Source organism: Paenochrobactrum glaciei (assembly GCF_039522165.1).
GTDB lineage: Bacteria > Pseudomonadota > Alphaproteobacteria > Rhizobiales > Rhizobiaceae > Paenochrobactrum > Paenochrobactrum glaciei.
Genome location: NZ_BAAADE010000001.1, coordinates 709,234 through 729,625 on the forward strand (window position 1 = coordinate 709,234; position 20,392 = coordinate 729,625).

Sequence of the window (20,392 nt, forward strand, 5' to 3'; positions counted from 1 at the left end):
GTGCATTATGTGCCAAGGAAGTGTTGGGGGAAATGAGTGCAACTCAACGAGCACTTTCAAAAAAATATAAATAATCGGGAGCAGTTTCAGATCATATGTCGTACATAAAAAATCTGCGCGTCTTCATTCGTGTAGTGGAACTGGGCAATCTTTCTGCCGCAGGGCGTGATCAGCGTGCCTCGCCGGCTGTGGCCAGCAACCGCATCAAAGAGCTGGAAAAACATTTAGGTGTCCGGCTTTTTAACCGCACCACGCGCAAACTCACACCAACCGAACACGGGCGTGTTTTCTATGAAGGCGCGGTGAAAATTATTGAAGCGGTGGAAGAAGCCGAAGCCGCGATTACCGACATTTTACAAAACCCTAAAGGTGCCTTGAGGATCACTGCCCCGTTAAGCCTTGGCCGTACGTTGATTGGCCCAAGCATCCCCGATTTTCATGCCAAATATCCTGATATTGAAGTGCGCTTGCGCCTTTCCGATCATGAAGTGGATATTATGAGCGAAGGTGTGGATGTCGCTTTCAAGCTGGGCATTTTGGAAAACTCCAATTTGCGGATGCGCGGCATCATGAATTGCGAGCGCATTATTTGTGCAGCCCCCCAATATCTGGAACGCCGCGGCACACCGCAAACACCTGATGATCTCATCAATGACAAGCATGATTGTTTATTGCTGCGTTTTCCCGGCTCCAAAGAATATTACTGGACGTTGCAAACACCGGAAGGTTTACGCAAATTTGAAATTGCCGGGCCTTATGATTCCGATGACAGTGATGTTTTGACCCAATGGGCATTAAGTGGCCACGGCCTCATCAACAAACCATTGTTTGAGGTCAAACAATATATCAATGAAGGTAAGCTAGTGCCGGTTTTAACCGATACACCACCGGCATCTATTCAGCTTGCTGCGATCTATCCGCATAAGCGTTTTCTTGATCCGAAAATCCGCCTTATCATTGATTATATGGCTGAGCGCTGCCATCGCCGGATTAATGAAATTCTTAAAAGCTGACGAGCATCTCTTCGGTTTCAGACTGATAATTGAGCGCGGCGGTCAGCACTTCTGCCGCCACCAAAGCTGCAATCACTGATGGGCGCTTGTCTTTAACCGTTTCACCGCCCACCGGACAAATAAGGCGGGAAAAATTATCGCGCGCCTGATTTTGCTCCTCAGCCTCTTTCAAATACCAACTGCGAAATGTTGCACGTTTTGACTTAGAGCCGATCATGCCGACATAGGCTGCATCTTTTCGTGCCAGGGCTTCTGAGACAATCAGAAAATCCAGTGCATGATCATGCGTCAGGATGATAAAAGAACTGCCCGCAGGTGCCGTGCGCACCACCTGTTCGGGCAGTGCAGTCAGACAGGTTTCAATGCCGGTGGCCTGACTGTTAATAAGTTCCTGCTCGCGGGTATCCACTAGCACAACGCGCAATGGCAAAAGAGCAAGTGCCGAGCTCAGCGCATCGCCCACATGCCCTGCACCAAATACATAAACCTGTGGCCGCATGGCAATTTCGGCATCAACATTGGCAATCAGTGAAGCCGCCAAATGCGGATCCACCCTTTGCAATTTCAGCCCGACGCGTCCGCCGCAGCATTGGCCGATTTCAGGCCCCAAAGGTATATCCATATCCGGCATATGTGGCGCACTCAAAGCGCCGTATAATAATTTGCGTGCCTGATCAATCGCCATATATTCCAGCTGGCCACCGCCAATAGTGCCAAAAATTGCATCCATTGCCACCAGCATCCATGTGCCTGCATCACGCGGTGCAGAGCCTGCCACATTGCTCACTTCCACCAGCATAACCTGTGAGCGGGCTCCCAAAAAAGCTCTGATATCGTCTTTAAATGCCGACATCTGATGGCTCCTTTATGCGCTCTGCAGCTTTTTCAAGCGTTGCAGCGCCATCAAAATCCGCTCCGGTGTGGCTGGTGCATCAAGGCGCGGGTTAACGCGGTAATCAGCGGTGCTGGCCACCGCCATCGACAAAGCCTCCAAAACCGAAATCGGCAGCATGAAAGGCGGCTCGCCAACAGCTTTCGAGCGGCGGATTGTTTCCTCCCGATTGACCGACCATGACGCCAGATTGACATTGAAAATACGTGGCCGGTCGGAAGCGAGCGGGATTTTATAGGTTGATGGCGCATGAGTGCGCAAACGGCCTTTATTGTCCCACCACAATTCTTCTGTGGTGAGCCAGCCCATGCCTTGCACAAAGGCACCTTCCACCTGCCCGATATCAAGCGCCGGATTGATGGATTTACCGACATCATGCAAAACATCGGCACGCTCAACCTGATATTCGCCGGTCAGCGTATCAATGCTGACCTCAGAAACCGATGCACCATAGGCATAATATAAAAACGGTCGGCCTTTACCTTCATCCCTATCCCAATGGATTTTCGGTGTTTTGTAAAAACCTGCTGCCGAAAGCTGCACCCGCGCGGCATAGGCCGCCTGAATAAACTGCGGGAAGGTCATGACCTGTGTGCCAAGCCGCACGCTGTTTGGCTCAAAGACCACTTCTTGCGGTTGGATTTTATAGGCTTCACAGGCAAAGTTTACCAGTCGCGCTTTGATCTGGCGCGCAGCATCTGCTGCGGCCATACCGTTCAAATCAGTGCCCGATGAGGCGGCTGTTGCAGACGTGTTCGGCACTTTGTCGGTACGTGTGGCCGTTGCCCTGATATGGTGCAAATCAATCTGGAACTCTTCCGCCACGATCTGCGCAACTTTGGTGTAAAGCCCCTGCCCCATTTCGGTGCCGCCATGGTTCACCTGCACCGAACCATCGGTATAAATATGAACCAGCGCCCCTGCCTGATTGAACTCGGTTTTGGTGAACGAAATACCAAATTTCACTGGTGTGAGCGCAATACCGCGTTTGATGATGCGGCTGTTACGGTTAAACTCCAGCACTTTTTCACGCCGCGCGGCATAATCGGAGCTTTCCTCCAGCTCTGCCACTACACGCTGAATAATATTATCTTCCACTGTCTGATAATAAGGCGTCAGATTGCGCTCATCCGTGCCATAAAAATTGGCTTTTCTGATCTCCAACGGGTCTTTGCCCAAATGATAGCCGATCTCTTCTATAATTCGCTCGGCACCCACCACCCCTTGCGGGCCACCAAAACCACGAAAAGCGGTGTTGGAAACCGTGTTGGTTTTTTGCGGACGTGAAACAAGCCGGACATTGGGATAGAAGTAAGCATTATCGGCATGAAATAATGCGCGATCCGTCACCGCACCGGACAAATCTGCACAAAAGCCGCAACGCGCCATAAAGCTGGCATCCACCGCTTCGATTCGGCCATCATCATCAAAGCCTACCTGATAATCGACATAGAAATCATGCCGCTTGCCGGTTGCTTCCATATCATCATCACGGTCGAGACGAATTTTAACAGGAGCCCGATATTTCTTCGCGGCAATCGCCGCCACACAAGCAAAAAGATTGGCTTGCGTTTCCTTGCCGCCAAAGCCGCCGCCCATCCGGCGCACCTGAATGGTCACTGCATTGGATGGAACATGCAGCGCATGAGCTACCATATGCTGCGTTTCGGTCGGGTGCTGCGTGGATGAATAAATTGTCACATCATCATCTTCCCCCGGCACAGCAAAAGAAATCTGCCCTTCCAGATAAAAATGATCTTGCCCGCCGATCTGCATCGAACCGGACACAATATGCTTGGCGGTTTTAAAGCCCGCCGCAATGTCTCCGCGCTCCAGCTTCATCGGTGAAACCACCATCGGATAGTCGGCAGCTTTTGCCGCGCACGCATCCAGCTGATGGGGCAAATCTTGATAAGTGACCTTGGCTTTTCTGGCGGCTAAACGTGCCTGTGCCCGTGTTTTGGCAATCACTGCAAAAAGCGGCTGGCCGTAAAATTCAACTTTGTCTGTGATGAGGATAGGCTCATCATTCAAACCCAGCGGGCTTAAATCATTAACGCCCGGAATATCTTTATGAGTGAGAATGCCAACCACACCCTCACAGCTTAAAACATCTGCAAAATCCATGGCCGAAACATGGGCATGGGCGCGTTCTGAAAAGCCTAAATAGGCATGCAAAGTGCCAGCCGGTTCAGCAATATCATCAATATATTCAGCCGTGCCAGCCACATGTTTATGGCCGGATTCGTGGTTTTGATTTTCATGAGCGCCGCCTTGGATGCGTGCAATTGTCTGCATTTTGTTCATAACAACCTCCCGGATCGCGCTGCTCAAGCCACCGCTTCACGGCTTAACCGCAACTCTGTCTCGCCCGTTGTTTCCAGATAAAAGCGGCGCAGCAGATTTTGTGCGACCAGCAGCCGGTAATCCGCACTCGCGCGCCAATCGCTCAAAGGTGTAAAATCTTGCGGCAGTGCTGCAATTGCCCCCTCTATCGCTGCCTCATCCCACATTTTGCCAAGCACAGCCGTTTCAGCATTTGAGCCGCGCTTTGGTGTGCCGGCCATGCCGCCATAGACAAAAATGGCTTCAGCCACACGGCCTTCCGCATCAAGTTTGACAGAAAAACCAGCACAAACAGCCGAAATATCTTCATCCATCCGCTTGGTAATTTTATAAACCGCAAATCGCGTATTTTCAGCAAGATTGGGGATTTCAATCGCTTCAACAAATTCAGATTTTTGCCGATCCTGCTTGCCATATTCAATGAAATAATCTTGTAACAGCACTTTGCGCCGTGACATATTTTTACGCAAAATGATCGACGCTTGCAGCGCAATCAAAGCAGGCGGCGTGTCGCCAATCGGGGAACCATTGGCAATATTGCCGCCAATCGTGCCCATATTGCGCACCTGTTCGCCACCGATACGGTTCCACAACTCCCGCACTTGCGGCACATGTTGGCAAATCAACGGATAAAGCGCCGAATACGTCACACCTGCGCCAATGTGAATATGATCAGCTTCTTGCCTGATCTGGCAAAGCTCTTCCAGCCCACCGATGAAAACGGCCGGTGTGATGGAACGCATGAATTTCGTCACCCACAGGCCGACATCGGTTGACCCGGCAACCAGCACGGCATTGGGGTTTTCCTCCAGCACAACGGCCAGATCATTAACATCGGCAGGGATTATCAGCCGCTGACCATCATGCTCGACCTCAACACGGCAACCGTCTTTCAACGCCGTTAATTTTTCGACCATTTCGGCGCGGTGCTTAACCAGCAAATCACCGTTTAAGTCACCCGAGCGCACAACGCTTTCAGCCGCACGGATAATGGCAGCATAACCGGTGCAACGGCATAAATTGCCCTGCAAGGCTTTTTCAATCCGTGCAACACTGGGTGATGTTTCCTGCATCCAAAGCCCGTAAAGTGACATGACAAAACCGGGCGTGCAGAAACCGCATTGCGAAGCATGGGTATCCACCATTGCCTGCTGGACGATATGCAAACCACCGGTTGGTGCTTTCACCGCCTCAACGGTGACAACATGACAGCCATCTAATGACCCGACAAAACGAATACAGGCATTGACCGATTCATAATGTAATTCGCCATTGAGCAAGCGCCCGACCAGCACTGTGCAAGCGCCGCAATCGCCCTCGGCACAGCCTTCTTTGGTGCCGCGCATCTGCCGGTCAAGCCGCAAGAAATCCAGCAAGGTTTGATCGGCAGCAACCTGATCCAATCTCACCAGCTGATCATTAAGATAAAAATGAATGAATTGACGAACAGATACGCTCATGAGCCTTAGCTCCCGCGATAAGTGGAATAAGAAAAAGGCGATGCCAAAAGCGGCACATGATAATGCTGGGCGGAATCACCAATTCCAAAGCGTAACGGCACCTGATCTAAAAAAGCAAAATGGCCATTATCGCGTTTGATTTGAAAATAATCGCCGACATGAAAGACCAGCTCATATTGGCCGGTCTGCATCGCCTCGGCGGATAAAAGCGGCTCATCGCAACGCCCGTCATCATTGGTGCGGACATCTTTAAGCTTTTGATGCCTATCACCATCAAGACGATAAAGCTCGATACGGAGATCGCGTGCCGGAACACCTTTCGCCGTATCAAGGACATGGGTCGTCAGCCGCCCCGCCTTTGCCCGTTCAGCGTCCATGCAAGTTCCTCCCCGTATTATCTCCCTATCCTACAGTATCTCTAAATCTGTCTTCCAATGAAAGCGCTCTAATCAATGGATGACTTTCAAATATTTCAATGGGAATATAGCGTTCAAAATCAGCATATCATGACCTCATATTTATTGCTCTTTCGGGAAAAGCGTATGAAATATCCACGTGATCTGATCGGCTATGGTGCTCAACCGCCCCATCCGCAATGGCCGGACAATGCCAATATCGCTGTACAATTTGTCATCAATTATGAGGAAGGCGGCGAAAGCTGTATTCTGGATGGCGATCCGGCATCAGAATGTCTGCTTTCAGAAATTGTCGGGGCGCAGGCATGGGCAGGTCAGCGCAATCTCAATATGGAATCCATTTATGAATATGGTTCGCGTGCCGGTTTCTGGCGGCTGCACCGTGCTTTTACCAAACGCAATATGCCGGTAACCGTTTATGGTGTCACCCAAGCCATGGCGCGTAACCCGCAAGCCGTGGAAGCGATGAAATCTGCTGGCTGGGAAATTGCCAGTCACGGATTGCGCTGGCTGGAATATAAAGATTTTGAAGAAGATGTGGAGCGTCAGCATATTCGTGAAGCGGTGCGGCTGCACACAGAATTAACCGGCGAACGGCCGTTTGGCATTTATCAAGGCAAGCCATCACAAAACACATTGAAACTGGTGATGGAAGAAGGCGGGTTTGTTTATTCTGCCGATTCCTATGCCGATGAACTGCCTTATTGGGTGGAAGGTGAACACGGCCCGCATTTGATTGTGCCTTATACATTGGATGCCAATGATATGCGCTTTGCAACCCCGCAAGGGTTTAATGCCGGTGATCAGTTTTTCAATTATCTTAAAGATAGTTTTGATGTGCTTTATGAAGAAGGTCAGGATGGCGCACCAAAGATGCTGTCCATCGGCCTCCACTGCCGCCTTGTTGGCAGACCGGGGCGCATGGCAGCGCTCAACCGCTTTCTTGATTATGTGCAAAGTTTTGACAAGGTCTGGGTGGCGCGCCGTATTGATATTGCCCGTCATTGGATCAAACATCATCCGGCACCTAAAACAACAAAGCCATCCATGATGGAAAAAGCAGGTTTTGTCGAAACATTTGGCAGCGTTTTTGAGCATTCGCCATGGATTGCCGAGCGGGCTTTTGCGCAAGGTTTAGGGAGCACTCACGACCATGCAGCCACACTGCATGAGGCAATGGCTGCAATCTTCCGTCAGGCAAGCGAAGAAGAGCGTTTGGGCGTTTTATGCGCACATCCGGACCTGGCCGGAAAGCTGGCGCAAGCCAAACGCCTCACCGCAGAATCCACCGCCGAACAAGCATCTGCCGGACTAGACGCTTTAACCGATGAAGAACGCAACCTCTTTAGCGAGCTTAATCAGCGCTATGTCGAACGCTTCGGCTTTCCGTTTATCATTGCGGTTAAAGGGCTCAATAAGGCGCAAATTCTGCAAGCCTTCCAAACGCGCATCAACCACGAGCGCGCACAAGAATTCGAGACCGCCTGCCAGCAGGTTGAGCGCATCGCATTGTTGCGCTTGAACAGTATCTTACCGGAGTGATCACCATGTCTGAAAACAACCTTAAAACCGCCCAATATTATGCCCCGCATGGCGGTCAGCCTCCGCAAACACAAATCATGACCGACCGGGCCGTTTTCACCGAAAGCTATGCGCTGCTGCCTAAAGGCACGATGATGGATATCGTCACCAGCTATCTGCCTTTCTGGGATAAAACGCGGGCGTGGGTTTTATCGCGTCCGCTATCCGGTTTTGCCGAAACTTTCTCGCAATATATTATGGAAGTTCAGCCACAAGGCGGCAGTGATAAGCCGGAGCCGGACGAAGGCGCAGAAGGCGCTATTTTCGTGGTTGAAGGCGAACTCACCATCACGCTTTCCGGCCAGAAACACATCATGAATGAAGGTGGCTTTGCCTTTATTCCGCCCGCCAGCGACTGGCAGGTGAAAAACAACTCAGACAAGCCGGTACGGTTCCACTGGGTGCGCAAGCTTTATGAGCAGGTGGATGGCATTGATGTGCCGGAAGCTTTCTTCACCAATGAAAAAGACATCACCCCAAGCCCGATGGCGCACACAGAAGGCAAATGGGCAACCACCCGCTTTGTCGATCCGCAAGATCTGCGCCATGATATGCATATGACAATCGTCACTTTTGAACCGGGCGCGGTTATTCCTTTTGCCGAAACCCATGTGATGGAACACGGCCTTTATGTGCTGGAAGGCAAAGCGGTTTATCGTCTGAACAAAGACTGGGTCGAGGTCGAAGCTGGTGATTTCATGTGGCTGCGTGCTTTTTGTCCGCAGGCTTGCTATGCAGGTGGCCCCGGCAAATTCCGCTATCTGCTTTATAAAGACGTTAATCGTCATATGAAGCTTGGCTCACCATTTCGCAGGTTCTAATCTTATGCAAAATACCATCAAGATCAGCCCGTTAACGGCCTCAGCCTTTGCGCCCTTCGGTGATATTCTTTGTAAAACCCAAGCCCCTTCCGCTTTTCATATCAATCAGGGCAATTGTCTGCGCCATCATGATTTGGCAAAGGTTGAAGCCACCGGCACCAATGCGCGGGTCATGATTAATATTTTCAGCGCCAAACCTTATGGTCTGCCCTTTCATCTCAATATGGTGGAGCGGCATCCCTATGGCAGTCAGGCCTTTATGCCGCTGTCATCTGAGCCATTTCTGGTGATTGTGGCACATGATACCGGTGAAGATCCGGCCAAGCCACAGGCTTTCATCACCCAAAGCGGCCAAGGCATCAATATTCACCGTAATGTCTGGCACGGGGTTCTGACCCCTTTAAACAAGCCATCTGACTTTCTGGTGATTGATCGTGGCGGCGATGAAAACAACTTGCAGGAATTCTTTTTTCCAAAGCCCTATCTGATTAAATGAACCTGTCATAACCATTAAAAAAGCCCCGCCGATCTGCTGACCGGCGGGGCTTTTTAATGATGTTCTTAGCTGATCTTATTCAGCAAAGAAGGCATAACGGATAACGAACAATGCAGCGACAATCCATGTTGCAGGATGTACGTCACGCACTTTGCCGGTTGCAGTTTTCAGCACAACATAAGAAATGAAACCGAAAGCCAGACCGTTTGCAATGGAATATGTCAGCGGGATCGCCAGCACGGTCATTGCAGCAGAGCTTGCATTGGTGACATCATCCCACTCGATTTCTGCCATTTCACGCATCATCAAGCATGCAACATAAATCAATGCCGGTGCAGTTGCGACAGCAGGAACTGCGGAAGCAAGTGGTGAAATGAACAGGGCTGCGAGGAAAAGAACACCAACAACAGCAGCTGTCAGACCTGTACGGCCACCAGCCTGCACACCAGCAGCGCTTTCAACATAAGCAGTTGTCGAGCTGGTACCGATCAGCGAGCCACCGATGATGGCGGTGCTGTCAGCGAACAAAGCTTTGCTCAAACGGTTTGGCTTGCCTTCAGGCATCAGGCCAGCGCGCTTGGAAACACCGATCAGCGTGCCGGTTGCGTCAAAAACTTCAACCAGAACAAAGACGATGATCACCTGAATGAAGCCAACATGCAGAACACCCATAATGTCGAGCTGCAAGAAGGTTGAGGTGATGCTAGGAGGCGCTGAGAAAATGCCGTTGAAAGAGCTTACGCCGAGGATCATCGACAAAATGGTGATCACCAGAATACCGATCAGGATCGAACCACGAACCTTCATGGCGTCCAGAGCGGCAATGATGAAGAAGCCGAGGATTGCAAGCAAAGTACCGGTGTTTGTCAGATCGCCAAGGCCAACCAGTGTGGCTGGATTGTCAACAACGATACCTGCGCTTTTCAGGCCGACGAGACCGAGGAACAGACCGATACCGGCAGCAATCGCGCTGCGCAGGGACATCGGAATACCTTCAATCAACCAACGACGCACACCAGTGACAGTCAAAAGCAGGAAGATGATACCTGAAATGAAAACTGCACCCAGTGCCTGCTGCCAGGAGAAGCCCATGGCACCGACAACGGTGAAAGCGAAGAACGCGTTGAGCCCCATACCAGGAGCCATACCGATCGGCCAGTTGGCGACCAGTGCCATCACGATCGAACCCAAAGCTGCTGCCAAACAGGTTGCAACAAAAATCGCGTTTTTGTCCATACCGGTTGACGACAGAATGTCCGGGTTAACGAACAGGATGTAAGACATTGTCAAGAACGTTGTAACACCGGCAATGACTTCCGTCCTTACCGTTGTGCCGTGTTCCTTAAGCTTAAAAAGCTTTTCCAGCATATTTAGCCTCCTGGCATATTTGCCCAATACAGTGCTAGAATATCATGCGCCACTACAGGCGTTATTTCACATATGACCTGTATTTTTTCGTCGCTCTACTGTCAGTTTATACCGAAGCAGTCAAAACTTCGTCTAAATACTACATCACCAGCATTATATTCATTGGAGCATTTGCTAAATTGCATCTGAGCCAAGTGAGCTGCCGGTTAAGCCGCAGACAATCGCCACTGAAAATACCGATCACCTTATTGCCTTGATTTTGCCATTATCAGATAGGTGCGTCTACGTAAATCAGTCTGAATGCGCTTTTGCCTGAGCGCTAGCCCCTTATTCCACAACTATTATTGAAACTGTTTAAGTTTTAGCCCGATAATGCAGCATTTTTTGCCTTAATTGCCGCATCCGGGCCTTTTAACCGGAATGAACGAGACTCACGCCGCTACCTTTGCTACACTCAGTGAATAATTCTTTCGCATAGTAATTAGGCAGGCCGTTTGAGGTATTACTTATCCTGAAAATGGCTCTTTTCGCATCCACCCTGCTGGCCGCATACTCTCTTTGCCGTTGCAATATGCCGCCTTCACAAAACCATATGTGAAGACTATGCAACCAGCACCGTAACTCCAGATTAAAAGTGACCCTTTCCATAGCATGACCCAACAACCCTTCTGGCAGCGCAAAACCCTTGAAGAAATGAACCCGCGGGAATGGGAAAGCCTGTGTGATGGTTGCGGTCAGTGCTGCCTGCATAAATTGCGCGACTTCGACACCGACGAAATTTATTTCACCACCGTTGCCTGCACCTTGCTCGACAACAATACCTGTCAGTGTTCGGATTATAAAAACCGCAAGAAAATCGTTCCGGATTGTATTTTTCTAACCCCCGAAATCGTCAATGAAGTGGATTGGCTGCCGCCGACTTGCGCCTATTTATTGGTTGCTCAGGGGCAGGATCTGCATTGGTGGCACCCGCTTGTGTCAGGCAGCTCCGAAACCGTGCATGAAGCCGGTATTTCCGTTAAAGGCAAAATCACTGCTTACGACCATGAAATGGAAGAAGACGAAGATTATATTCCGCATATGGTTGGTGTGTCCGGCTGAAAGTCCCTTGAAAACAAAGTGACACTTCAGGCAACCGGCATCGCCATTTTGCTTTTATCAATTTTTGCATAAAAAAGCCTGACTGGCGATAACCAGTCAGGCTTTCTTATTTGTTATTGCCTGAAAACTTACTGCTTCAGCGCAAATGTAACTGTGACGGAAACATTATATGTGTTTTCACCGGCAGACATTGGCACGGAATCAGATGGTGCAGCAGCTTCGATCGCCAACATTTTACCGCGCATCATCGGAACCGGAGCCGGACGGCGCGATGTTTCATTGATTTCCAACACATCCCCAAGGCCAACACCTGCAGCATCGGTCAAGGTTTTAGCCTTGGCAATCGCATCGGCAACAGCACGCTTGCGCGCTTCAGTAATTGTTGCTGACGGATTGTCATTAACAAAAGTCACGTCACCGCCCTGATTAACGCCCAGTGTCACCGATGTATCAAGAATATTGCCAAGCTTGGTCAGATCGCGCACGCGTACGCTCAAAGAATTGGACACCGAATAACCGGAGATCTTCGGCTGGGTCAGACCATTTTTGTCATCAGGATAGATATAGCGTGGCTGAATATTGAAGCCACCGGTTTGCAGGTCACGTGGTTCAACGCCTGCTTCTTTCATCGCCGACAGAACTTTGTCCATCGCTTCATTATTTTGGGTCAGCGCATCACGCGCTGTTTCTGCTTCACGCAGAACAGACAGATTAAGGAGAGCCATATCAGGCGCGACATTCATTTCGCCTTCGCCAGTGACGGTAATACGGGAAGTTCTTTTTTTCATTTGATTCTCTTGAGCAATTGCGGAAGCGGGAAAAACGCTGACGAGCGCAGTTGCCGCCACTGCTGTGAGTGACAATGAAGCTACTAAAAAAACTTTCGCACGTGTTGTCATAATGTCTCCTGTTGGAAAATTGGTCTCAATTTTCAGTTTTGCAATTGATTATGTGCGGATTAGGGCAATTGTAACAATTGCCAGCTTGTCTAACATATATTTTTCGTTTAGGTCAGTTGGTGCGTGGGGCCTGTAGCTCAATTGGTCAGAGCCGGCGGCTCATAACCGCTTGGTTGGGGGTTCGAGTCCCTCCGGGCCCACCATATTCATTTTTCTCCTATATTTATTAATGGGTTACTGGCATGTTTGGCTAACAACGGAAATGATTAGCCAAATTCTGTTTTTTATTCGTTCTTATGCTGCACCGTGTGCTTTGGTTACAGCACTATGAGCAAGTCGTTTTTTATTGACGGCTACGCAATAAGTTTCGATCTCCTTTATATTTCTGTGACCTGTGATGGACATAATTTCCAATGCAGTACAACCTGACTCGGCAAGAGTGCGGCAAGCCGCTTTGCGAATACCGTGTGGTGAACGGTGCGGAGGAAGCCCAGCCTCCCGTGCAGCTTCGATAATCCAGTTGGTAAAAGCCTTCTCGGAACGGGCTGCCCCATAAGCTGTAGTGATGAATGTTAAGTGCTTGCGCTCTGTACTATCAAGAATTTTGCGAAAACTCCCATGGATAGGGATATTCAGCTCCACCACGTCCCCACTCTTCTTTGTAGTGGCAACTATATAATCCCCCTGAATGTGCTGCCATCCTAATTTCACAGCGTCAGAGCGTCGAAGGCCAGTATAGAGTAATATTTCAAAGGCAAGTCGCTGAGGCGTTCCTTCTTGCCAATGCCTACGAAATTTCTCGATATCCCCATCAGTCCAAGTAGGATATCCCTTCGCCTTATATTTGATATGCTCCGCATTCTGTACAGGGTTCTCGGTAACGTACCCCCACTTCACAGCAAGGGACATGAGCTTTAAAAGGCGTTTGCGAAGTTTGTTAGCTTGAGGCGGGAATTTTGAAGCTATTTCGCCAAGGATTGCGTCTACATGCTTCGGCTTGAGCGCAGCTACTGGCTTTGTACCATGTGCCTCACGGAACTTTTCAAGCTGGTTCCGGTAAGTCGATTGTGTGGACTTTGCCAAGGTAGTGAAGGCCGACGATTTGTAGTATGCGGTAATTAGCGCATCGAAAGTACCTGCTACCGTTCTCGATGAGCCAACATCCACTACTGTCTTCGTACCACCCTCCATAGCCTTGTGATAAGCTATCCAAAATGCCTCAGAAAAAAGCGGCCCAGGCAACGGCACTTGCAACATTTTCGGCCTACGGAGGTATATACGCCATGCACCAGTGCGATCTTGGTAGTGTCGAACATACTTCGGAAGCTTGTGCCTGATCATTTCAAGACCACATCAAAAGGATTGATTATGCTATCCTGAGCATTAGGGTCGCTTAATTTAATCGTAAAACCACCATCACCGTTCACTGAGAGTCCTGTAACCGTTTTGCCTAATTTCTCGGCCAACTTAACTACGGCCTTCATTTTTGGGATAGTGGCTACAGGCTTCGCAGGTTTGTTGATTGTTTTCCAAGCTGGTTTTCCAGCTTTTTTAGCTGTTAATGGCGGAAGCTTGGAAAGAGTACCAGAACCGTGAAACATTTGCCCACTCCTGCAAAACAATGATTACTGGTTGAAGCTCTCATTATTCAACCGGATAGATTTTGCAGTGAGGCCAAGCTCCTTAACCTTGGCTTGGGCAGCAGCAAACGCCGCTTCGCGGTCATCTCCCTCATAAAAATCATCGCCATACTTCCCAACGCTGGCAGTGAAGAAAGTCCCGCTTGGTGATTGGCATTCATGAATGAAGATTTCTAAAGGTTCAATTCGACACGCTTGCTCAATCAGACCAATGATAAAATTATGAACACTGCGGTTTTGATCTTCGGCTTGATGCTTCAACCAAGCCTTATGTGCCAAATTAAGGCGGAGAGTGAATTGAGTATGTTCGTTTTGCATTATTATTTCCACAAATGACACCGAAATCAAGACACTATCAATGTAGTGTACAGTTGACACTATTGCAATGGTGGCATCATATAAAAATACGACTCATTATAACGGTGAATTTTTATGGCTGTAGACGTGCGAATAACTTTACGATTACCGCTGGCTGTGCATACCGCTTTAAAAAAGGAAAGCGAGGAAACAAACACCTCACTCAATCAGCTGATCGTTGACTTATTAAATCAAGCCGCAGGCTCTCCATACCGAGGTGGGACAGAAGCTAGCGTTGCGGACAGAGTCGATCTACTGGAAAGTGAAGTGGAGGCATTACGCGCCCAGCTTCGAGATAACATATCCAGATTAGATCAAACGATGACAGATTTTGAGAAAAGAATTCAATCATTAGAAGTTGCATAAGATGGATGTTCAATTTTCACCAAATACAATTGAAGCATTAGTTCAAGTTATATCAGGAGGGATTGGAAACGCGTCAAATCAAATACCCATAGGGATTTATCGCTCTGGTCCCAAACTAGAAAGCTTCATGCGTGCATGCAATGTACCCATGAAAATAGGCTCTTTTTCAAGACTTCCCATCCTCGCTGCTGCAATTGAAAAAGCTAACGAAGACCAAAACCATAAAAGCCTTAAAGCTATTGCCGAATTAGCAGCAGACCCACGTGATTTTTTTGATAATCCTAGCAAGCACCAAGAGGTTTTAGACTATCTGAACGCTAGACTAGAATATGACGGCTACGTTCTGGAAAACCACAGCGGACGCATTCAGCTAAAATTAAAAAATAAAACTAGCAGTTCGGCAAATGCGCTAGCTGCAGCAATTGTAGTAATTGATTTTGATACCGTTAAAGCTGATTTGGATCGCGCTCTTATGAGTTTAGAAAGCGACCCCGAAGATGCTGTAACATCCGCATGTTCAATATTAGAAAGTGTCTGCAGGTCAATACTAACAGAATTGGAAATACCACTTCCTGCAAAAAAGGACATTTCCTCCCTTTACAAGGCGATACGTGAGCCACTTGGCTTATCGCCCAAACATAAAAATAATATACGCGAAGAAATTGCTGATGACGTTCTGCAGATATTAGGCGGTATTTCGACCACCATTAGTGGCATAGGGGCACTTCGAACACATGCCGGTGACGCTCACGGACGTGAACGAGGAAGAGTCAAGTTGATTGATGCTAGAATTGCACGGCTGGCTGTTCATGTAGCAAGTGCTGAAGCTTTGTTCTTAATCGAAACGTGGCAATTCAAATTTCCACGCAAAATACTACACCAGCACAGTCCGCGTTAGGTCGTGATAATAGTTAGTTATCCAAGTTGGAAGAGAAATAGTCAGCCTAACCTAGTTTATAAATATCCAAAAACAGCTCATCGGCATCCCTTCAAGATGTTTTTGATGTAACCCTCTAAAGAGAAATCGAAGTTAACCATTCCTTCTGCATCAAACAGTTGGAAGTCGAATTTATTACTAGGCCAATCGACGATTTCCCCCTCACAATCAACTATTGGCGGTACAACTCCTAACGTATTAAGTGATTGAACCAACCCAAATAGCGGACTTTTAATTCTAGATTTTGCGGCACCAAAACCGAGCTCTAACATATAAGTCTCTGTCTGATCGAAAGCGAAGATATTAGATTGCGTAATGTTGTTAGAGATGACATCGATCGCATCCTCCATAATTGCTTCCGCGGAGGGTAAACCAGATTTTGATAAGGCGTTATTAATCCACCCATCAGCATCTAACTCTGATGAAAAAGGGGCAAGATTGCTGCAAATTACTGCAAATGCAAACCCTCTATCTCTTTGTGCCTTAAAAGCAGGGAAAAGCTCACCCCAGTCGTCCAATGGTTGCGATAATTGTAGCCCATTAAAGTGCACATCCGTCAGATTAAGGCAAAGATGAGAAATCCGCGAAGCATATTTATATGCTATAATTGCGTCTCTTATTTTACAAAAATGCGCCAATAGATGAGCCGGGGCTGAATAAAGCGATAGCTCCGGTTCATATAATCGTTGAAGCAACTTAGTCCGAGTATTGTACTTTGTTACAATTTTTTGATCCTCTGGGACTTTACCATCTATATAACTATAAAGAGCGTGATATTCAGAAGCCATGGCTATTGTTTCTAACAATGCCGCAATGGTTATTGGCTGACGCAAAAGTAGGCGTTGTGAAAAATGATCAAGAAAACGAACAAAAAGAATTGGCCTTGATTGGTTTAATTGACCATCCGTATCAAGCTCAAGTCCAGCTGAAAACTGTATGACCCAAGGATGATTTGGGTCGTACGGAGGCTGATTATCCACGACAATTCTATAATAATCTGGAAAGCTAAGTCTTCTGCCCTCGTCATACAATTTTATCAGCTGTGGAAAATCGGCTTCCGATCCAGGCTCGTTACGGCGGTCTAATGTTCGATAACCGCTATATATGCGCTTTACGTAACCCTGCCCCCACACAGTGCCTACAACATCCGCCCAGTGAGTGATCTCATGCGCAATAGTTGCATATATTTCAGCTGCTTTTTCGTGATCTTGAGCCACCATGGCTTTAGCTAAATCGTCTTTGGTATATGCATCCAATGTTATTAATTGTGCCTGAGGTGAAAAATGTGCAATTCGACCAACATTAGGGAATTGATTATTTCTCCGCTCTTTGGACCATTTCTTAATAAGGTCGCTCATGCTTGCTCTCAACTTAAAAAACAAACTTCTGACTTGCCGAGTAAAGATGACTGAAACTTATTTCAGCTTGTCCTATCAAGGTTTCACTTTGATCATTCTGATCGTGCCGGCGGCTAGTGGGCGCTCAACTTCCTTAAATCCGTAATTAGGAGCGATAATGAGCGTGTTTGGTGTAATGAAACCAAAACACGCATCAAATGGGTGCGTATCCGTGGCATTGACGGTTACAAGACCACAATAAAGGGTTCTGCCTTTGGCATCGCGGCGATCACCGATGAACTGACGACCTGCCGCAAATACATATTGGTTCCAGGCATGGTCTTGAACAACCGTTGCACGAGTAAACACAATAGCGTCAAAGCCTGCGGCTGAAGGTTGGATAGGATTGACGGAAACACAGGCAGATAACGAAAATGCTGTGAGAGCAAATGTAACTAACCGTTTTGTTCTGCTTGAAAAATGAAATGCATCTCTAATCTTAGCTGTCATAAATCCCCCACGGTGACAGTTGCGACTCAAATAAGTATTTCTAATTTATTGAAAGTCGTAATCCTTTTGCCACAAGTTACAAGCGTATTACCAAAACACGAAACGTAATTATTTAATGAGAAACGTCTAATTAAAGTAAAAATATAATCGATACGGCACTTAATCAGAAAAATGACAGCCTAAACACTGGTCACAATAACCGTGAGATTGCGGCATCGGTAAACAGGTCTGTATCGCGGATATAGCGTGAGAGGCTGCTGTCGGTACGGTGCCCTGTCGTTTGCTTGATTTTATAGGCGGAAGCGCCCGCGTGTGCTGCTGATGTCGCAAAGCCTGCCCGAAGTGAATGACCGGAAAACGATTTAGGGTCATAGCCCGCATTCGCAATGCTAGATTTAACGACAAGGCTGACTGCTTCACCCGATATACGCCGTTCCAATATATGACCGTGCTTATTAATACAGACGAACAGAGCGCCAGAGGTTCGCCCCAATAATTCCAACCAAGCTTTAACCGCGGTGACAGGGCAATATCGTGTCCGGCCAAAAGGCACTGCGATTTTACGCCCTTGCCCTTCTTGATCCGTTTTTGACCGGCACAAAGTCACCATCATACCACGCGGTATAAATTCAATATCGTCTATGTTCAGTGCGGCCAGCTCTGAACGGCGCATTGCAGTTGCAAAGCCTAAAAGTAATAAAGCACGATCTCGGATATCTTTCGGGCGCTGGTGGCCAAGCTGATCAAGCATGGCAAAAAGATCGTCACGTAAAATGGCTGTCGCTTGCTTTTGCTTTATCCCCAATGACCGCCGAATACCGCGCAGAGTGGATTTCACCAATTCAGCCTTGCAGGGATCGTCATATCCGCGCGTTCGATGTGCTTTTACCAAAGACGCTAATCGGCGTTCAATAGTGGCAACTGCATAATGGTCAGCCATTTCTGCAATATAAGACGCAATATCGGTGGGCGATGTTGGAAGGGTTCTGCCAGTGGCTTCAAAATGGGTTAAATCTGCCCGATAGCTTCGTTTGGTGCTTTCTGAGAGGGAATGTATGAGAAAATCCTGAACCTCGCTTGGCAGAGCTGGAAAATTGTCACCATTAAATTTGCAATTAATTGCAAACCAATTGTCACAATTTTTTCCAGTGCAATTAATTGTAAACTTTTCTGGATAAGTAGATGTCGTTTGGCACACATCATATTTATTCGAATTTTGCCCACCGTTACGCACGTCACTTTGCCCCTTGATTGGTTTTAGCCAACAAACGCCGAGAACGCAGAGCATTTAACTGACAGAGATTGTCGTTAACCGCCTCAATAAGTTCTTCAATCCCATCAATTGGAAACCCAATCTTGAAAAAATCGGCTTCACGGCCAAGACGCTCAAGATCAGCTGAACCTTGCCATACAAACTGCGGTTTAACCGGAATGGCATCAACATAGAAAGCCGCCATTGCCGCCGCATCCGCTGCACGAAAGTCGGGAACATATTTATTCAATATGGCAGCAACCTGACCGTTCTCAATTGCAAAGCGCCCAATTGAAGCCTTACCGGCAGAGGTATGCTTATCATAGGTATATGACGGAATACCCCGAATTGCTGATGATACCGGTAGTGCCAGATCAATCATATGCGGCATCATTAAATTATCTGGTGAATAGGCAACCGCCCATATCACGGGCAGCATGATTGTAATCGGGTGGCGTGTCCGCTCACATGCATAGGCTACATCGGATAGAAACGCATCCGGCACACCGGCATCCGCAAAAGCTGCAAGCAATTTCGGCAGATCACCATCCCCAACCCTGCTTTCACCATCCCAATTCAAACCAGAGGCATACCAAGCCGCAATCGCACGGGAAACAATCGGCAATGAACGATCAACCGCCATTGTTATACGTTGGTCTATCGATTGCTTCCCCACCACACAAAGTTCAGCTTCGAATGCGGGATGATGTCGGGCAGCACAAACCAGATAATCAGAACCTCGGCATTTAGGCACCACAGTAAGCGTTTCAATCACACGCGCCACAACGCCAATAAAATCACCCTTCCGCTCTTTGCGGGCTAATTTGGCGACTTGAACCATCATGGACAGTGAGTCCGGTGAAGCAATCCCGATATCTTCCACCGTAATGATCAATAAACGGGACCAGATTGCAGCCCCACGTAGCTGATACAGTCGTAATCCCGCAGCTACAGCTAAGCCCACTTCACCACGTCGCATAGCCTTTTGCAGAAGGCTGGAAGAGACCCATGGATCAAGATTACGAACAGCATTCCATGCGTCAGTGTCGTAAATTCTTGCTTCTGAAGTATAGGGGTCATTTACATATTCGGTCATCAACGTTTTCCTTAAAGGTTTGCCTATGGAAAACGTTAGCTTTGACCTATCAAAAGCCAATGATTATTGCGGTTTTGAGCGAGAAAGGCAGTTATGGGCTAAGCAGAAATTACCCAGCAATCAGCTTAAACTGCCTTGTCTCTCATAGAGTCCCGCGTGTTCTGCGGACATAGCTTTCAGACACTAATTTTACGGTCGATAGTCCCAACTTATTCTAACGACCAAAGATAAACGTAACCCTCTTTATTCACCAACCCCAACCTAACTTTTTTGAATGAAAACCCGCGTCGGGTAAGCCCCTTGATCGCCCGCAGAATATTAGGGTTTTCATTTATTCCGTCGCGGCCATACGCCATTCGCGCTAATTGTGAGGTCGTTAAGCTTGGATGCTGTTGAAGCGCTTCAAGCACCGTTCGCTGGATGCGCCCTTGAGGTTTTGACTTGACTTTCATTGCACGGAATTTCAGCATTCTTCTCAACCTTCCTTGCGTCCCCCCGAAAGCT

General features: G+C 48.1%; 21 protein-coding genes and 1 tRNA gene. 8 read left to right on the forward strand and 14 right to left on the reverse strand.

The genetic code is table 11. The features are described from left to right. Positions 1–95 precede the first annotated feature (95 nt). Entirely contained in the window at positions 96–1,013 is a 918-nt protein-coding gene (locus tag ABDZ76_RS03415; RefSeq protein ID WP_343801326.1) for a LysR family transcriptional regulator, read from the forward strand. On the opposite strand, the gene xdhC is transcribed toward ABDZ76_RS03415, so the two are convergent. Genes xdhC through uraH form a run of 4 tightly spaced genes read right to left on the reverse strand, consistent with a single transcriptional unit; the run spans position 1,003 to position 6,088 of the window. Beyond that, a complete protein-coding gene (xdhC, locus tag ABDZ76_RS03420; RefSeq protein WP_343801330.1) occupies positions 1,003–1,866 on the reverse strand; it encodes a xanthine dehydrogenase accessory protein XdhC in 864 nt (287 codons plus the stop codon). The two genes, ABDZ76_RS03415 and xdhC, sit on opposite strands and share 11 nt — an antisense overlap. A gap of 12 nt (positions 1,867–1,878) precedes the next feature. Then, the gene (gene xdhB / locus ABDZ76_RS03425; RefSeq protein ID WP_343801333.1) at positions 1,879–4,212 is read right to left on the reverse strand and encodes a xanthine dehydrogenase molybdopterin binding subunit; all 2,334 of its coding nucleotides are present in this window, start codon (positions 4,210–4,212) and stop codon (positions 1,879–1,881) included. Between the two features lie 23 nt (positions 4,213–4,235). Then, entirely contained in the window at positions 4,236–5,711 is a 1,476-nt protein-coding gene (gene xdhA, locus ABDZ76_RS03430) for a xanthine dehydrogenase small subunit (protein WP_343801336.1), read from the reverse strand. Between the two features lie 5 nt (positions 5,712–5,716). Further along, positions 5,717–6,088 carry a hydroxyisourate hydrolase gene (uraH, locus tag ABDZ76_RS03435; RefSeq protein ID WP_343801339.1) on the reverse strand — a complete coding sequence of 124 codons (372 nt, stop codon included), beginning with the start codon at positions 6,086–6,088 and terminating at the stop codon, positions 5,717–5,719. A gap of 165 nt (positions 6,089–6,253) precedes the next feature. Here uraH and puuE point away from each other — a divergent pair, with 165 nt between their 5' ends. The 3 genes from puuE to ABDZ76_RS03450 are packed head-to-tail and all read left to right on the forward strand — an operon-like array spanning position 6,254 to position 9,025. Next, positions 6,254–7,669, forward strand: coding sequence for an allantoinase PuuE (puuE, locus tag ABDZ76_RS03440; RefSeq protein WP_343801342.1), 1,416 nt, complete (start codon positions 6,254–6,256; stop codon positions 7,667–7,669). A 5-nt stretch (positions 7,670–7,674) separates the two neighbouring features. Continuing rightward, positions 7,675–8,529, forward strand: a complete 855-nt coding sequence (locus tag ABDZ76_RS03445; protein ID WP_343801345.1) for a bifunctional allantoicase/(S)-ureidoglycine aminohydrolase — start codon at positions 7,675–7,677, stop codon at positions 8,527–8,529. 4 nt (positions 8,530–8,533) lie between these two features. Further along, positions 8,534–9,025: an ureidoglycolate lyase gene (locus ABDZ76_RS03450; protein ID WP_343801348.1), complete on the forward strand. Its 492-nt coding sequence runs from the start codon at positions 8,534–8,536 to the stop codon at positions 9,023–9,025. Between the two features lie 75 nt (positions 9,026–9,100). Here the strand turns inward: ABDZ76_RS03450 and ABDZ76_RS03455 are convergent, their stop codons facing one another. Continuing rightward, positions 9,101–10,393, reverse strand: coding sequence for an NCS2 family permease (locus ABDZ76_RS03455; RefSeq protein WP_343801351.1), 1,293 nt, complete (start codon positions 10,391–10,393; stop codon positions 9,101–9,103). Positions 10,394–11,044: 651 nt separating this feature from the next. Between ABDZ76_RS03455 and ABDZ76_RS03460 the strand changes: the two genes are divergently transcribed. After that, positions 11,045–11,494, forward strand: coding sequence for a YcgN family cysteine cluster protein (locus tag ABDZ76_RS03460; RefSeq protein ID WP_343801355.1), 450 nt, complete (start codon positions 11,045–11,047; stop codon positions 11,492–11,494). A 128-nt stretch (positions 11,495–11,622) separates the two neighbouring features. Here ABDZ76_RS03460 and ABDZ76_RS03465 read toward each other — a convergent pair whose 3' ends face one another. After that, positions 11,623–12,393: an SIMPL domain-containing protein gene (locus ABDZ76_RS03465; protein ID WP_343801358.1), complete on the reverse strand. Its 771-nt coding sequence runs from the start codon at positions 12,391–12,393 to the stop codon at positions 11,623–11,625. Positions 12,394–12,519: 126 nt separating this feature from the next. On the opposite strand from ABDZ76_RS03465, the gene ABDZ76_RS03470 reads away from it, so the two are divergent. After that, positions 12,520–12,596 (forward strand) — tRNA-Ile (locus ABDZ76_RS03470). Positions 12,597–12,687: 91 nt separating this feature from the next. Here ABDZ76_RS03470 and ABDZ76_RS03475 read toward each other — a convergent pair. The 3 genes from ABDZ76_RS03475 to ABDZ76_RS03485 all read right to left on the reverse strand — a co-directional run bounded on the left by ABDZ76_RS03475 (position 12,688) and on the right by ABDZ76_RS03485 (position 14,351). Beyond that, positions 12,688–13,650 (reverse strand): tyrosine-type recombinase/integrase, encoded by a 963-nt coding sequence (locus ABDZ76_RS03475; RefSeq protein ID WP_343801361.1) that lies wholly within the window; start codon positions 13,648–13,650, stop codon positions 12,688–12,690. Between the two features lie 80 nt (positions 13,651–13,730). Then, a complete protein-coding gene (locus ABDZ76_RS03480; protein WP_343801364.1) occupies positions 13,731–13,994 on the reverse strand; it encodes a hypothetical protein in 264 nt (87 codons plus the stop codon). Positions 13,995–14,018: 24 nt separating this feature from the next. After that, complete coding sequence (locus ABDZ76_RS03485; RefSeq protein WP_343801367.1) at positions 14,019–14,351, reverse strand: hypothetical protein; 333 nt, start codon at positions 14,349–14,351, stop codon at positions 14,019–14,021. A gap of 114 nt (positions 14,352–14,465) precedes the next feature. On the opposite strand from ABDZ76_RS03485, the gene ABDZ76_RS03490 reads away from it, so the two are divergent. Then, positions 14,466–14,756 carry a hypothetical protein gene (locus ABDZ76_RS03490; RefSeq protein WP_343801370.1) on the forward strand — a complete coding sequence of 97 codons (291 nt, stop codon included), beginning with the start codon at positions 14,466–14,468 and terminating at the stop codon, positions 14,754–14,756. 1 nt (position 14,757) lies between these two features. Continuing rightward, positions 14,758–15,654, forward strand: a complete 897-nt coding sequence (locus ABDZ76_RS03495; RefSeq protein WP_343801373.1) for an abortive infection family protein — start codon at positions 14,758–14,760, stop codon at positions 15,652–15,654. Positions 15,655–15,731: 77 nt separating this feature from the next. On the opposite strand, the gene ABDZ76_RS03500 is transcribed toward ABDZ76_RS03495, so the two are convergent. The 5 genes from ABDZ76_RS03500 to ABDZ76_RS03520 form a co-directional block, all read right to left on the reverse strand. Further along, positions 15,732–17,051, reverse strand: a complete 1,320-nt coding sequence (locus tag ABDZ76_RS03500; RefSeq protein ID WP_343801376.1) for a hypothetical protein — start codon at positions 17,049–17,051, stop codon at positions 15,732–15,734. A gap of 75 nt (positions 17,052–17,126) precedes the next feature. After that, positions 17,127–17,540, reverse strand: a complete 414-nt coding sequence (locus tag ABDZ76_RS03505) for a hypothetical protein (RefSeq protein WP_343801379.1) — start codon at positions 17,538–17,540, stop codon at positions 17,127–17,129. 190 nt (positions 17,541–17,730) lie between these two features. After that, complete coding sequence (locus ABDZ76_RS03510) at positions 17,731–18,378, reverse strand: site-specific integrase (RefSeq protein ID WP_343801382.1); 648 nt, start codon at positions 18,376–18,378, stop codon at positions 17,731–17,733. Positions 18,379–18,775: 397 nt separating this feature from the next. Then, a complete protein-coding gene (locus ABDZ76_RS03515; RefSeq protein ID WP_343801385.1) occupies positions 18,776–19,888 on the reverse strand; it encodes a hypothetical protein in 1,113 nt (370 codons plus the stop codon). A 209-nt stretch (positions 19,889–20,097) separates the two neighbouring features. Further along, on the reverse strand, positions 20,098–20,358 hold the full coding sequence (locus ABDZ76_RS03520; RefSeq protein ID WP_343801388.1) for a hypothetical protein: 261 nt from the start codon (positions 20,356–20,358) through the stop codon (positions 20,098–20,100). Between the last annotated feature and the right edge of the window lie 34 nt (positions 20,359–20,392).

What these genes read in the sequence shown, in the direction of transcription:
- ABDZ76_RS03415 (WP_343801326.1), top strand. Translation starts at nt 96, where the DNA reads ATGTCGTACATAAAAAATCTGCGCGTCTTCATTCGTGTAGTGGAACTG.
- xdhC (WP_343801330.1), bottom strand. Translation starts at nt 1,866, where the DNA reads ATGTCGGCATTTAAAGACGATATCAGAGCTTTTTTGGGAGCCCGCTCA.
- xdhB (WP_343801333.1), bottom strand. Translation starts at nt 4,212, where the DNA reads ATGAACAAAATGCAGACAATTGCACGCATCCAAGGCGGCGCTCATGAA.
- xdhA (WP_343801336.1), bottom strand. Translation starts at nt 5,711, where the DNA reads ATGAGCGTATCTGTTCGTCAATTCATTCATTTTTATCTTAATGATCAG.
- uraH (WP_343801339.1), bottom strand. Translation starts at nt 6,088, where the DNA reads ATGGACGCTGAACGGGCAAAGGCGGGGCGGCTGACGACCCATGTCCTT.
- puuE (WP_343801342.1), top strand. Translation starts at nt 6,254, where the DNA reads ATGAAATATCCACGTGATCTGATCGGCTATGGTGCTCAACCGCCCCAT.
- ABDZ76_RS03445 (WP_343801345.1), top strand. Translation starts at nt 7,675, where the DNA reads ATGTCTGAAAACAACCTTAAAACCGCCCAATATTATGCCCCGCATGGC.
- ABDZ76_RS03450 (WP_343801348.1), top strand. Translation starts at nt 8,534, where the DNA reads ATGCAAAATACCATCAAGATCAGCCCGTTAACGGCCTCAGCCTTTGCG.
- ABDZ76_RS03455 (WP_343801351.1), bottom strand. Translation starts at nt 10,393, where the DNA reads ATGCTGGAAAAGCTTTTTAAGCTTAAGGAACACGGCACAACGGTAAGG.
- ABDZ76_RS03460 (WP_343801355.1), top strand. Translation starts at nt 11,045, where the DNA reads ATGACCCAACAACCCTTCTGGCAGCGCAAAACCCTTGAAGAAATGAAC.
- ABDZ76_RS03465 (WP_343801358.1), bottom strand. Translation starts at nt 12,393, where the DNA reads ATGACAACACGTGCGAAAGTTTTTTTAGTAGCTTCATTGTCACTCACA.
- ABDZ76_RS03475 (WP_343801361.1), bottom strand. Translation starts at nt 13,650, where the DNA reads ATGTTGCAAGTGCCGTTGCCTGGGCCGCTTTTTTCTGAGGCATTTTGG.
- ABDZ76_RS03480 (WP_343801364.1), bottom strand. Translation starts at nt 13,994, where the DNA reads ATGTTTCACGGTTCTGGTACTCTTTCCAAGCTTCCGCCATTAACAGCT.
- ABDZ76_RS03485 (WP_343801367.1), bottom strand. Translation starts at nt 14,351, where the DNA reads ATGCAAAACGAACATACTCAATTCACTCTCCGCCTTAATTTGGCACAT.
- ABDZ76_RS03490 (WP_343801370.1), top strand. Translation starts at nt 14,466, where the DNA reads ATGGCTGTAGACGTGCGAATAACTTTACGATTACCGCTGGCTGTGCAT.
- ABDZ76_RS03495 (WP_343801373.1), top strand. Translation starts at nt 14,758, where the DNA reads ATGGATGTTCAATTTTCACCAAATACAATTGAAGCATTAGTTCAAGTT.
- ABDZ76_RS03500 (WP_343801376.1), bottom strand. Translation starts at nt 17,051, where the DNA reads ATGAGCGACCTTATTAAGAAATGGTCCAAAGAGCGGAGAAATAATCAA.
- ABDZ76_RS03505 (WP_343801379.1), bottom strand. Translation starts at nt 17,540, where the DNA reads ATGACAGCTAAGATTAGAGATGCATTTCATTTTTCAAGCAGAACAAAA.
- ABDZ76_RS03515 (WP_343801385.1), bottom strand. Translation starts at nt 19,888, where the DNA reads ATGACCGAATATGTAAATGACCCCTATACTTCAGAAGCAAGAATTTAC.
- ABDZ76_RS03520 (WP_343801388.1), bottom strand. Translation starts at nt 20,358, where the DNA reads ATGCTGAAATTCCGTGCAATGAAAGTCAAGTCAAAACCTCAAGGGCGC.